General features: G+C 55.9%; 8 protein-coding genes. 5 read left to right on the top strand and 3 right to left on the bottom strand.

What is annotated here, in order from left to right; translation table 11 throughout:
- Window positions 1-417: 417 nt before the first annotated feature.
- Window positions 418-1,290 (top strand): helix-turn-helix domain-containing protein, encoded by an 873-nt coding sequence (locus tag Pan181_RS11055; RefSeq protein ID WP_145246866.1) that lies wholly within the window; start codon window positions 418-420, stop codon window positions 1,288-1,290.
- A gap of 147 nt (window positions 1,291-1,437) precedes the next feature.
- Here the strand turns inward: Pan181_RS11055 and Pan181_RS11060 are convergent, their stop codons facing one another.
- The 3 genes from Pan181_RS11060 to Pan181_RS11070 form a co-directional block, all read right to left on the bottom strand.
- Window positions 1,438-2,886 (bottom strand): matrixin family metalloprotease, encoded by a 1,449-nt coding sequence (locus tag Pan181_RS11060; protein ID WP_197529161.1) that lies wholly within the window; start codon window positions 2,884-2,886, stop codon window positions 1,438-1,440.
- 129 nt (window positions 2,887-3,015) lie between these two features.
- The gene (locus tag Pan181_RS11065) at window positions 3,016-3,858 is read right to left on the bottom strand and encodes a hypothetical protein (protein WP_197529162.1); all 843 of its coding nucleotides are present in this window, start codon (window positions 3,856-3,858) and stop codon (window positions 3,016-3,018) included.
- Between the two features lie 46 nt (window positions 3,859-3,904).
- A complete protein-coding gene (locus Pan181_RS11070) occupies window positions 3,905-4,972 on the bottom strand; it encodes a hypothetical protein (RefSeq protein WP_145246869.1) in 1,068 nt (355 codons plus the stop codon).
- A 375-nt stretch (window positions 4,973-5,347) separates the two neighbouring features.
- Between Pan181_RS11070 and Pan181_RS11075 the strand changes: the two genes are divergently transcribed.
- The 4 genes from Pan181_RS11075 to Pan181_RS11090 all read left to right on the top strand — a co-directional run bounded on the left by Pan181_RS11075 (window position 5,348) and on the right by Pan181_RS11090 (window position 12,551).
- Window positions 5,348-5,968, top strand: coding sequence for a sigma-70 family RNA polymerase sigma factor (locus Pan181_RS11075; protein ID WP_145246870.1), 621 nt, complete (start codon window positions 5,348-5,350; stop codon window positions 5,966-5,968).
- A complete protein-coding gene (locus Pan181_RS11080; protein WP_145246871.1) occupies window positions 5,961-8,711 on the top strand; it encodes a tetratricopeptide repeat-containing serine/threonine-protein kinase in 2,751 nt (916 codons plus the stop codon). The genes Pan181_RS11075 and Pan181_RS11080 overlap by 8 nt, the downstream gene beginning before the upstream one ends.
- Window positions 8,712-8,735: 24 nt before the next feature.
- A complete protein-coding gene (locus tag Pan181_RS11085; RefSeq protein WP_145246872.1) occupies window positions 8,736-9,917 on the top strand; it encodes a hypothetical protein in 1,182 nt (393 codons plus the stop codon).
- A 285-nt stretch (window positions 9,918-10,202) separates the two neighbouring features.
- Window positions 10,203-12,551, top strand: a complete 2,349-nt coding sequence (locus Pan181_RS11090) for an aryl-sulfate sulfotransferase (RefSeq protein ID WP_197529163.1) — start codon at window positions 10,203-10,205, stop codon at window positions 12,549-12,551.
- Window positions 12,552-12,571: the final 20 nt, after the last annotated feature.

Below are 12,571 nucleotides of genomic sequence, written 5' to 3' on the forward strand. Positions count from 1 at the left end.
ACCAAAAAATAACGCCATAACGAGATTTGATGCTTTCCGCAGTGGGCAGGTGTCACGGCGCTGCCCTCTCATGATCCACCAATAAAGGAGTCGGCGGGGGAGAGCGCTTTCTGTTGCGTTGGAGCGAATGTTATTCGCCTGATTGGCACGGATTGCGTGCGATCGACGCATTACCTTTTAGAAGGCCTTTCTGGAGAGAAAAGCAGGTCGATCGAAGGCACAGCCATTCGCCTGCGTCTTAAATGCCTTGTTGATCGTCTCGTTTTGATCTCTGCATCCATCAGGGGTAAAAGGTCTGTTCGAGACAGTAGAAAGTCGGCGTGACAACCGTGTGAGAATTCCGGTCTATCAAGAATGGACAACCTAGACTCATTTTTCCTCGTATAAATCAGGCCCATCGGATGGGGTACTAATTGCATGGGCGACTTATTTACGGTGCTTGGAATCAGCCACTTTGCGATCCGTGAGTGGAAAGAACTAAAAATCGACCACCCCCTCGATGTGGTGGATCAGGCTACGGTTGGGCGGCTCTACTTGGCGCGTGAGGGTACGTGTCAGATACGCTCACATGGCGGTGCCCATGGAATTACTCTCGGACCGGATGAGATGGTCATGGTGGCAAAGGAAACACCGCATATCATTCGGCCCTATTCCTCTGAGGTACCGCATTCGATCAACGGAAACGGGCATTCCCATGCTTATCCGGCTTTGGTCATGGTGCGGTTTCGTGCTTATGCGGCTGGCCCCGATCGTGATCTGACCGAAGGTGTCCAACGCATTCCCCTGCCCCAGCCGGGGATTTCAACTGTTCGCGAGTTGCTGTTAGAAGAGCTTAAGCAGACTTCTGCGTACAGCGATGCCATGTGTCTAAGTGCCCTGCAACTGCTACTGGTGTACGCTTTGCAGCAGACGGGGGGATATGAGCAATTGCCAGGCGGCCAGCTGCAGAGCAATGGCAGCGGCGACCCCCGGCTCAGTCCATTGATTGCTGAGATTCGTTCGGATCCGGCAACCGATTGGAGCGTGGCCAAGATGGCTCGTCGGGCGTGCATGTCGCGATCGAGCTTTGCAGCCCGTTTTCGAAATGTGATGGGCCAGGCCCCGTTCGACTACGTGACGAGCGTCCGCATGGAATGGGCCTCGCAGCTACTGCAAGAAACCACACTTTCGGTACAACAGATTGCCCATCGCGTGGGTTATGAATCGGAGTCGGCCTTTAGCACCGCGTACAAACGGCGGATGGGTAAGTCGCCTACTGCAAGCCGGCAGTGTGCTGAGGCCCGATGGTAGCCGTTGTGTGGCAGTATCGGGTGTGATTCAAGCGATTCTGTTCGCTAACCGAAACCGCTTTGCCTCAACAAAAAGAGCCCCCAGCTGCCGGGGGCCAGACACATTCCCGACAGCTGGGGGCAGGCGAAGGTTGCTTTCGATTCTGTTTTAAAACGTTGCCGACTTGATCATCGCCAGAGAGGCTGCTGCGAAGCACAGCAGCAACATTCCACCAGCAGGTTCAGGCACGACGGTTGTATCTGTCATGCCACCTAGTCCGGTACTGGTTCCAAATTGCGACTTCCAGATGGAGTAGTCGAGAGCGTCGACGACATGGTCGCCATTGCCATCGGCTGCCAGGGTGGTACCCGTTGCACCAAATGAGTCGCGCCAGAGGGTGTAGTCGGCTAGATCGACGATGCCATCGCCATTGAAATCGCCCGACTCGATGAACAAGGCCAACCCGGAAAGCACGAGTTCATACAGTTGCACACTACTTGAGCTACCGCTGATTTCGGCGTAATAGGTGCCAGCAGTGGTCAGGTCTAAGCCGATGATCTCTTCTGTGCTGCCGGCTGCGGTGTCGTTGGCAAGTTCCATCACGGTGGTTCCATTGCTGTCGAAGATCGTCAGCAAGAGATCGTTTCGCGAATTGGCATCGAAGGTCGATTGTTGCCCTCCTTCCACCCCCTGGCGGAACTCTCCCCCCAGGGGAGTAAGCAAGGCTTCCAGGGTCATCGGCTGGTCGATTGTAAAGGAGTAGACGTCGACGTCGGTCGCGTTGGAAATGCTAACGAAGTCGGTCTCGGTGGGATCGACTTCCTGACCACCAGTGGCATCGGATCCGATGGAGAGTTCTCCGCCATCGATCAAACTGCCGAGGGAGGTTGCCAAGGAGTAGGTACCGTTGCCTTGGCCGTTGTTCGATTTCTCGTAGTAGTCTCCGTACAGGCCTTGCATGCCGCGAATGTCGTCGAGCTGTGGCCCGTCGATCGAAAGATCGATTACTGGCTCCATGAGCAGTACTTCCGACGAGGATTCTACGTGGAGGAGTCCCAAGGCGTGCCCGACTTCGTGCATCACGGTGTTACGAAACGCCAGGTAGTTATCAGAGCTATCGGCGAAGAATGAGGCCTCGCCGGTATCGATCACCACGTCGCCGACTTCGGGGAGCCAGGCGTACGCAAGCGTGTTGTTGCTACCATCGATATAACTGCCGGAGAAGCGAATATCGCCTCGCGTACCGAGGACTCCATCGTTGTAATATACTTCGCTTCCGGTATCGTTTGCTTCGTACTCAAAGGTAAGTCCCGAAACTTCGCCCCAGCGGCCGACGATGCTCTCAAAGAGTTCGAACCAAGGTCGTTCCGTCAGATCGGTGCTGGAAGAGGTAACGCCAAAGATGTCGTCCATGTACTCAATCAGGTCGCTGTCGCCTTCGCCGGGAATCGAAGTGCCATCGGGTACGATACTCCAGGAGAGCGTTGCCGGCGTACCGGACTCTCCAGCGCTTCCATAGGAAGTCGTCGACCAGCGTTCGTCTGGTACGTAGCCGAAGGCAAAGCTGGCAAACGTGATCGAACCAAGGAAGAAAGTGAACTGTAGTTTTGTAGCCACCGAGAACATTCCGCTACATCTCCGCTGCAAGATACGTCGCGGTGGGGTCACTGCCGCTGCTCTCCACCGAACTGCTGGCTAGTGCCCCACCGCTAACGCCTCGGGGTAAAATGTTTGTTTACGCCAACGCTAACTCGACTTGCGACGTGCTGCCCGGGAGATCCCCAGTAAACACATCGCGCCGGCGATAGCCGTGAAGTAGCTGGCCGGTTCGGGAACTACATGGGCGGGGGCCGCCTCGTAAGGGCTGGTGGCCGCCACGGCGGATACGATTGCTGATTCTTCAGAACCAGTATCGTCCGAATCACTGGTATCAGTCGAGGTGTCGTCGCTCGAAGTACCTCCAGCGGCGAGCATTTCGTCCAGGTAGGTTCCGATTTCGTCAGCAAAGGTAGTGTAAGTTGCTAGGTTATCGTTCAGGGTTGTTTGAGTATTTGTTAAGGTCTCTATTTGTTCCGTGATCCTCTCCTGGGCCGCGGTTAACCGTTCGATGATTCTCTCGAGCGTATCCTCCGAGAGTTCCGTATTCGCTTCATACTCCGTTAATAAATCGGTGTAGTAGGTGAGATCCTCATTGGCGATACCTAGGACGTCGTCGAGTCTCTCGATGGATCGCTCCACGCTACTAAGAAACAAGTCGTAGTTGACCACCAACCACTCCATATTATCAAGTATTTCGGAGTAGTCATCAGTCGTGTAATAATCATCTATTTCGGTGAGATCGGTCTCGTATTGTTCCACCAGGGTATCGAAGATCGACTCGTACTTGGTTTGGGGTTCATCGACATGCACGATGTCGAAGCCAAAGGTGCCGCCGACGCCAAAGTCGCCGTGGTGCGAGCGGCCCCCAAGGTTCACAAATCCACCTCCACCGCCGCTGCGACCGCCAAACGAATTGTGCGACATGCGATGAGCTTCGGCTGTGCTTGCAAGCAGGGAGATACTTGCGATCATAATCAAGGTTTGTAGCATGGTAGGTGCCTCTTCCAGGGATTTAGTTTAGTTGGTTCGATGTCAACTAGCGGAACGAGAATCCGCCGCCGCGACCGCCATGACCTCCGCGGCTGCCACCCATATCGTGCCCATGTCCGTGTTGACCGTGACCACCATGGCCAAAGCGCCCCGTGAATTGCTCGCCGGGAGTGAGCGAGGTGTCGCCCTCTACGACGGCGTCGTCTGAAACGATGAACGAATCACCTTCGTTCAGGCTGGTAACGTTCAGGTCGCCCTCGATCGATCCATCGTGTGTAAACGTGTTGATTCCGTCGCCAAACTTGGCGAAAACGGAGTCGGCAATGGCGGCAGTGCTGGTGATTTCGACCGTATCGTTGTCGTCGCCACCGGTGATGTCGACCTTGCCGTCGATGGCTCCAGAGATGGTCGTGTAGTTGTCCCCCTCGCCGAGAGAGAGTTTCACGCTCTCAGCCAGGATGGCGGCTTCCGAGATCGTGACGGTATCCGCTCCATCGCGTGCGGTGACTTCCAGTCGGCCATCTATTTCACCGGCTACCGAGAAGGAGTTGTCGCCATCGCCCAGGTTGGCCGAAATATTACGAGTAATCAGGGCTTCTTCGGTAATCGCAATCAGATCGTTGTCGTCGCCGCCTTTGATAGTCAGGCTGGCTACCTCGCCCGAGATCGTCACATCGTTGGCCCCGTCGCCTAAGGAAAGCTTGGCCTGGGATTCAATGATGGTATCCAGCAGCAGACTGTCGGCATCGTCGCCACCGCGGTAGGTAAGGCGATAGATCGAGCCTCCGGTAATCTCCAGCACGTTGTTTCCGTCGCCCAGATCCGAGTAGATCCGATCCACAATTTCGTCGCCAAGGTCCAAGAGAACCGTATCGTCGACTGCCGAAACGGACTCTTCAAGTTGAATGTAGATGTCGTCGTCGACGTCGGTGAGGTCAGCGACAACGATGCCGTCGTCACTTACTGTGTAGGCACCGTCGCCGATGGCGACGACTTCAACCACGCCATCCGCATCGCCTTCGACGATTAGGTCGCCATCGACCACAGAGGCCGATACGGTGAGGCAAATGCGATCTTCCAGCCGTTCTGACTTGCCAACCCTACTGCGTTGCATGTTCGGTCTCTCCAATTTTCAATCTGGGAATGAATGAAGGGGTGTTCGGGGGCTAGCTGCCTAAGTGCCGAACTGCCTCCTTGACTGGTATGAGAGACCGAGGTCTGGAGGAACGCGCCACACAAAAGTTGAAATGCGAAGATGGGGGATTTGCTGGTGGGGAATAGAATCTGAAAAACTGGCCATGCGGCTTGCCGCGTAATCGGCGGCCGCTTCATTTGTTTTGGCACCCGGAACAAGAAGCTCACGCATGTACGTATAGACCGACAGGGGGACAGACGACATCACGAACAGGACGGCCACCGCTTATCGATACCTGGATTCGCAACTTTTGATGGATCCCTTTTGAAGAGCCCCCCTATTGAATAGATCGCAATGACCAGCTTCAACACCCTTTTCGATCACGCCCGCGATGGCAATATCTCGAGTATTGGGACTCTGTTGCACCATTACCGCAACTACTTAGCGGTATTGGCTTCCACGCAACTCGAGCCCCGCCTGCTACCACGAGTGAGTCCGTCGGATGTGGTTCAGGAAACGTTGCTCAGAGCCCATAAGAACTTTGGGCAGTTTCGCGGCAGCAGCGAGCCGGAACTCTTGGCATGGCTGCGGCAAATTCTGGTGAATAATCTGGCCACGTTCATCGAACAGCATATGCTTGCCGCCCGGCGCGATGTTCGCCGTGAACGCTCGCTGGAGCGACTAGGCGCATCGCTTGAGCATTCGACAATTCAGTTGGCACGCATGCTGCCGGCCAAGGGAAAGACGCCAAGCGTCTTGGTGCAGCAGCAAGAAGAAGCCGTGCGTTTGGCCGATCGTCTAGCGCAGTTGCCCGAGGATTATTGCCGCGTGCTCGTATTGCGAAACCTGCAAGAACTCCCCTTCGAACAAGTCGCCCAACGCATGGGACGTTCGGTCGGGGCTTCGCGAATGCTTTGGTTGCGGGCCATTGATCGACTACGAACGATTTACGACGAAGAAGCCAGCCATGCCTGATTCAGGGCACACTTCCACCATCGAGAGCGAACTGTCGGAGCAGCAGCAGGAGCGGCTTGCGCAAATTCTCGATACGTACCTGCAGGGCATCGAACGGGGCGAACCGATGTCGCCCGAGCAACTGCTGGAGCAGCATCCGGAAGAGGCATCGTATCTTCGAGGATACCTGAGTGGACTCAAATTGTTCCATCAGGCGGCTGCGGCTCCTGCAACCGAAGCTGCCACTCGATTTCATCCCGAAATTCTTGGTTCTCAAGACACCATTGGCGACTTCCGCCTCATCCGCATACTTGGTCGAGGCGGCATGGGGGTTGTTTACGAAGCGTGGCAATGCTCCTTGCAGCGCAAGGTGGCCCTGAAAGTGTTGCCATTTACCGGCAACGACGATTCGGTAGAGATTCGCCGCTTCAAGAACGAAGCTCAGGCAGCCGCAAATATTGCTCACCCTCACATCGTTCCCGTGTTCTCGATCGGTGAAGAAGCAGGCATTCACTTCTATACGATGCGACTGATCGAAGGGCCATCGCTAGCTTCGCTACTCGATCACCTTAGGGTTGAAACCATTGCCTGCCACGGCGAAACAACCGCCGTGGAATTACCGGCAGATTACGACAATTGCGACCACGACGTCGATCGTCAGCAGCGAGATACAGAGCTGGCGATCGTAGGACTTAATCCGAGTGACCGGTTGAGTGATCGCTTGCGGTCGGTTGCTCGCCTGGGAGCCGAGGCTGCCGATGCGTTGCACGCGGCTCACGAATGCGGCATCGTCCATCGCGACGTCAAACCGTCGAACTTGCTCATCTCCAACGATGGCAAACTCTGGATTACCGACTTCGGCCTGGCTCGCTGCCGAGATCGAGACTGCAACACGCAAACTGGCGATATCATCGGCACCATGCGTTACATGAGTCCCGAGCAGGCGCGAGGTCAAGGCGACTTGGTAGACCATCGTACCGATATCTACTCGTTGGGGGTCACGCTTTACGAACTGGCCACGCTCAACCATCCCTGCCCAGAAGTGGCTAATCCACAATGGATCATCGACGGTCGCCGCCCTGTCGCTAAACCACTGCGAAGCTGGAATAAGCATATTCCTCGTGATTTCGAGACGATCGTCATGAAGGCGATCTCCGACGAACCGGGCGATCGCTACCGCACAGCACTGGAATTCGCCGAAGATCTGCGGCGTTTCGAGGAGGGGATGCCGATCAAGGCGTCGCCTCCTAGTCTGCTGAACCGAGCCTCGAAATGGGCTCGTCGACATCAACGCCTCGCGACCGCTGCAGCGATGTTGATAGCACTATTGTTCGCTGGTCAAAGCTTCAACAACCTGTTGCTGGCCAACAAGAACGCGGAAATTGCCAGCAAGAATGTTGCGATCGATCAGGCGCTGGTGAGCTCGGAGCAAAACTTGCGGCAAGCGCTGGAAGTGCTCGACCGGTTTGGAGCCCGCACTGTTGATCAATTGGCGGCGATTCCCGGTGCCGAAGGCCTACGTTTCGAGTTGCTCAAGGATAGTTTGGACTACTACAACCAGTTTGAGGGACAGGTCGATCCCACCTCGCCGACGTTCGACAATATTGCTCGCGCCTATAGCAATATGGGAATGCTTAGTGAGCGTCTCGGCGAGACGGAAGTGGCACTCACTCGCTATTCAACCGCTCGTCAGCTATGGCAGCAAAAGCTTGCTGCCGATGGAAATGCCCCGGATTCTGTACTGCAACTCGCCAAGGTGTGCAATCGGCTAGCGCTTCTGTTGATCCAAGAGTCCCGCCTGGACGAGGCCGACAGCTCCCTTCGCCAGGCAGAGCAAACGCTCGCCACCAAACCAATTGATCAGGCGAAGGTCCCTAGCAACCTCGTTCAACTTGCGGTTACGAAGAACAATCGAGGGTTGTGGTACAAGGCCAAGGGCAACATTTCGCAAGCGATCGATTGCTTCGAGCAATCGATTCACGTGCTCAATCACCCTCAGATAGAGCAATCAAATGATGAAGATGAATTGCGGTGTTTAGCAGCCAGCTACAACAACCTGGCATCGCTTGGTAGCGAGGTCGAATTCGATCAAGCAAGGCGAGCCTATGCTTGGGCGATTGATATCCAGCGGAAATTGGTGGCACTGGCACCGACGAATCGACTCTATCAGGGAGAGCTGGCACGTACCTATAGTAATCTTGGCTACTTCTTAGCGCAGCATCAGCATTGGGGCGATGCCAAGCATTCGTTTCGCAACGCGATTAGCATTCAGCAGTTACTAGTTCAAGCATCGCCTGCAGCGATCAGCTATCGTCGCGATTGGGCGATAAGCTACAACAACCTGGGGATGACTCAAGCAAGGGTAGGCGAGTATCAGCAAGCACTCGAATCGTTTGAGCAGGCCTACAAGATAGAGAAGATGCTGTTGAACGTTGTGGAGCAAGATCCAAAACTGTTGAGCGATTTGGGAAGCGTGTGTAACAATCTCGGCCTGTTGTTCCAGGAGCAGCACGACTTTCAACGTGCCGAAACCGCGTATGCCGAAGCACTACGCTATCAGCGAAATGCCAGTTTGCAGGTTCCCGGTAGTTCGTCTTACCGCGAGTTGGTGGAGAATCACGCAGACAACTATGTTCATTGTCTTTTAAGCCAAGACAAAGCAGCCGAAGCGGATAAACTAATAGATGAGCAACAAGCTTGGGGAACGTCTCAAGTTGCAGCTGCGAAGTCTCGCCCCGCAGGAAGCGGTGTCGGAAAGCCTTAGAAGTCGCAAGACGGAGGATACGTGGTGTCCAAGCCAAATAGAACTCGCAACTTCGAGAAACTCGAGAGCCGTGTCGCGCTGTCGGCGGTTCCCCTGTCGATGCCTGACTTCTCCGATATGGTAAATGGCCGAGTGGCATTGCACGAGTACTCGCGCCCTGACCACCACAACGGAAATATGCCCACCCACGGGCATATCGAATCCAGTAGTTGGCTGATCAGCGATACCTCGCAAGCCGATTTCGAGACAAGTCGCTTGCAAGCCAAGGCGACGATCACCTATCTGGTTTCAACTTTTGACGCTTCTCATCTCGAAACGATCAAGCAAGTCGTAAAGTCGGAGATTGCAGCACCACTAGCGGCTACCAGCCCTGAGTCTTCGGAGTCAAATGCGTCGAACATCATGGATGTATCGCCTCCTCTGGCGGCCACCTCCGAGCCCAACTCGCTGGCGACGGTACTCGATGGATTCGCTGGTAACGAGGGGGGTGGATTCTTCAATAATAGCGTTTCGTATGTTTTTGCCCCTTCGGAATCGCAAGATACCACCTCCGACATTGCGGAGAGCGATCTGGTGGAAGAATCCACTTCGCTGCAACGTAGTGGGAGTGACGTGGCTGATAAGCTACTTGCCGATTACCGGTTACAAGAGGTCACCGAGCGAGACGTACTGGAAGAGACCTTTGCCGAGCTCGGCGAGGATGGAGATGAGTCGGACAATGTGGCCGACAACGCCGATTGGCTCAGTCCGCTGGAAAAATGGCATCGCGAACAGATCTTGATCGATGAAGTGCTGTCGGGGTTGGATAATCCGGCCGATCACGATGCGGAAGAACGGACAGCCGAAACTCAAGCTGAAGAGGCTTCGCGTTACGATCGAACAGCCGACCAACATGAATCTCACGTGGAAGAGAAGTGGCAGGAGGCGAACGAATCGACCACCGGCAGCCTGCTGGTTTCGAACATGGTGCTCATCGCAGCGACCGGCGATCCCAATTTCGTTAGCACGGATCTGATCACTTCGGTAGAAACAGCCACTTCTACTGCTGTGGTGCACAGCGAGGCCGATTGGCCGATCGGCGTGGTGCAATGCATCGAGGTAGGCGGCCCGATGCAACCGGTGAGAGTCGATGTGGCAACTCCTATCTGGAACACCGCGCCCGATGGTAAATCGACCGTCGCCCAAGCGAGCGTGCCAGCGCTGTAGGGGAATTTCGCGTCCTGCCCAGCCTTGTTTTACCGTTGGCGATCTCAAAAGTGTGGTTCGTCCAGAAAAACTGGCACTCTTAGGGGAAGATCTTCGCATTAGTTTCATGGAGTCGCAACTCACAGCGACTTCTTGACAACACTCAAGGCACGGGGCGAAAGTGGTCCCAAGCGAGTGAAAGCGGATCATAGCGGTTCGATAGGCTCGAACCATTCCCTAAGAGGAACTGGAAAAACCATGCTCAGAAAGACGTTTCTTCTACTAGGTCTTTTGTGCTGCGGCCTCGTGTCGCAAGGCTCTCGGGCAGCCGACCTGCTCGAGGCGAAGGAAGATGGGCTGACCATCAACGATTCGAAAGCAACAGTGGGCTACACGCTCGTGGCCCCCATGAACGCGACCTCGACCTATCTGATTGATAACGACGGGCGAGTGGTCAACGAATGGAAAAGCGAGTACACCCCTGCCCTTAGTGCCTACTTTCTGCCGAATGGCCACTTGCTACGGCCAGGCGCGGAGCGCGGCGGCATGGCTGGCGGCCCAGGGGCGGGGGGACGGATTCAAGAGTTCGACTGGGAAGGTAACCTGGTATGGGACTTCTCGATTTCGAGCTTGAAAGGAGCCAAGTATTCGAAGCTGCGGCCTCATCACGACATCTGCCCACTCCCGAATGGCAATGTGCTGGTTGTCTGCACCGAACCAAAGTCGTCGAAGGAGTGCATCGAAGCGGGGCGGTTGCCGACGATCGCAACTGGTGAGTTGCAAACGGACGCGATTATCGAAATCCAACCTACTGGCAAGAAAGCGGGCAAGGTCGTGTGGGAATGGCATCCTTGGGACCACCTGGTTCAAGAGGTGCACGAGAAGAAGCCAAACTATGGCGACGTGTCGGAGCATCCGGAGTTGATCGATGTCAACTTCGTGAATGGCATGATGGATCGCATGATGCAAGATCCTGAGGAGTTAGCAAAGCTGCGTTCGCTCGGTTACGTCGGCGGTGGCTCGGCCCCTGCGGGTGGCAATCGCCCTGATGGAAACAACGACTCCCAAGGCGATCGGAGTGATCGCGGAGGTCGTGGAGATCGTGGTGGACGCCACGGCGGTGGTGGTGGCCCTCCCGGAATGGGGAGCGACTGGATGCATGTGAATGCGGTGTCGTACAACCCACAACTCGATCAGATCATGATCAGCGTGCACGAGTTCAGCGAAGTCTGGATTATCGACCATAGCACAACCAGCAAGGAAGCCGCCTCGCACGAAGGTGGCAAAGCCGGCAAAGGTGGCGACCTGCTCTACCGCTGGGGCAACCCACGAGCCTATCGCAACGGCACCAACATCGACCAGCGACTGTATGCCCAGCACTGCGCCCATTGGATTGCGGAAGGCCTTCCCGGCGCGGGGCATATGTTGGTGTTCAACAACGGCGCGAACCGCCCCGACGGAACTTATTCGTCGGCCGACGAAGTGGAACTACCGGTGACCGACAATGGCACCTACATCAAAGAGGAGTACCTTGCTTACGAACCAATCGAAGCCACCTGGCGGTATGGATCGGCCGAAAACACCGGGTTCTTCTCCATGATGATCTCTGGTTGCCAACGCTTGCCAAACGGTAACACCTTTATCTGCTCGGGTAATCAGGGCATTCTGTTCGAGGTCACCACCGACGGTGAGATCGTCTGGCAGTACAAGCTGGCGGGCGGCGGTGGTCCTGGCGGTCCCGGAGGCCCAGGCGGATTTGGCGGCCCTGGTGGCTTCGGCCAAGCACCTATGTTCCAAGGCATCCTTCCTGGCCCGCTTGCCATGATGCTTGGCGTCGACCAAGGACAGCAAGATCGTCTTGCTAAATTGCAGGAATCCATCGACGCCAAGCTCAAGCAAGTGCTGACGGAGGAGCAACTCAACAAGCTGCAGAATCCTCCTCGCGAGGTGCTTGCAGGCGGAATGGCTACTCCTCCAAAAGTGGGTTCCATCGTGCCTCCTGGTATTGAAGAGCACCTGGCCCTTACGGCCGACCAGAAGAAGGAGCTAGAGAAACTGCAAGCCGAGGTGTCGAAAGAGTTGAATCAGATCCTCAACAAGCGTCAGCGAGATCTGATTAGCCAGATGGAGCAGATGTTTACTCAAGCTGGTGCACCTGGTGGCCCACAAGGTGGGTTTGGCCCTTTGCAAGCAGGCGGTCCACAGGCACGGCCGGACCAACAAGCACAGAATGGCCCACAGCGTGGACCTCAAGACCGAGGTGGATTTGGCTTCCCCGGCTTCGGTCCTCCCGGTGGTGACCGCCAAGGTGGCCCCGGCGGCCGAGGTGGTCCTGGTGGTCCTGGTGGTGGAGGCCCCGGCGGTGGTGGCCCTGGAGGCGGAGGCGGAGTCTTCCGTGCTTACAAGTACACCACCGATTACGAAGGTCTGAAAGACAAAGACCTCACCCCCGGCGATAAGCTTGAAGAAGTGGTTGCAACCGCTGGCGGACCTGGTGGGTTCGACGGAGGAAGAGGAGGTCGTGGTGATCGTGGAAGTCGCGGAAACCGTGGTAACCGTGGTAACCGTGGTAACCGTGGTGACCGTGGTGACCGTGGTGACCGTGGAGGCGACTTTGGAGGCGACTTTGGAGGTCGTCCCCCAGCTGACAACTAGTCGAATCGTTCTCTCGGCGA

This window comes from Aeoliella mucimassa (assembly GCF_007748035.1).
Taxonomy (GTDB): domain Bacteria; phylum Planctomycetota; class Planctomycetia; order Pirellulales; family Lacipirellulaceae; genus Aeoliella; species Aeoliella mucimassa.

What these genes read in the sequence shown, in the direction of transcription:
- Pan181_RS11055 (WP_145246866.1), top strand. Translation starts at nt 418, where the DNA reads ATGGGCGACTTATTTACGGTGCTTGGAATCAGCCACTTTGCGATCCGT.
- Pan181_RS11065 (WP_197529162.1), bottom strand. Translation starts at nt 3,858, where the DNA reads ATGCTACAAACCTTGATTATGATCGCAAGTATCTCCCTGCTTGCAAGC.
- Pan181_RS11070 (WP_145246869.1), bottom strand. Translation starts at nt 4,972, where the DNA reads ATGCAACGCAGTAGGGTTGGCAAGTCAGAACGGCTGGAAGATCGCATT.
- Pan181_RS11075 (WP_145246870.1), top strand. Translation starts at nt 5,348, where the DNA reads ATGACCAGCTTCAACACCCTTTTCGATCACGCCCGCGATGGCAATATC.
- Pan181_RS11080 (WP_145246871.1), top strand. Translation starts at nt 5,961, where the DNA reads ATGCCTGATTCAGGGCACACTTCCACCATCGAGAGCGAACTGTCGGAG.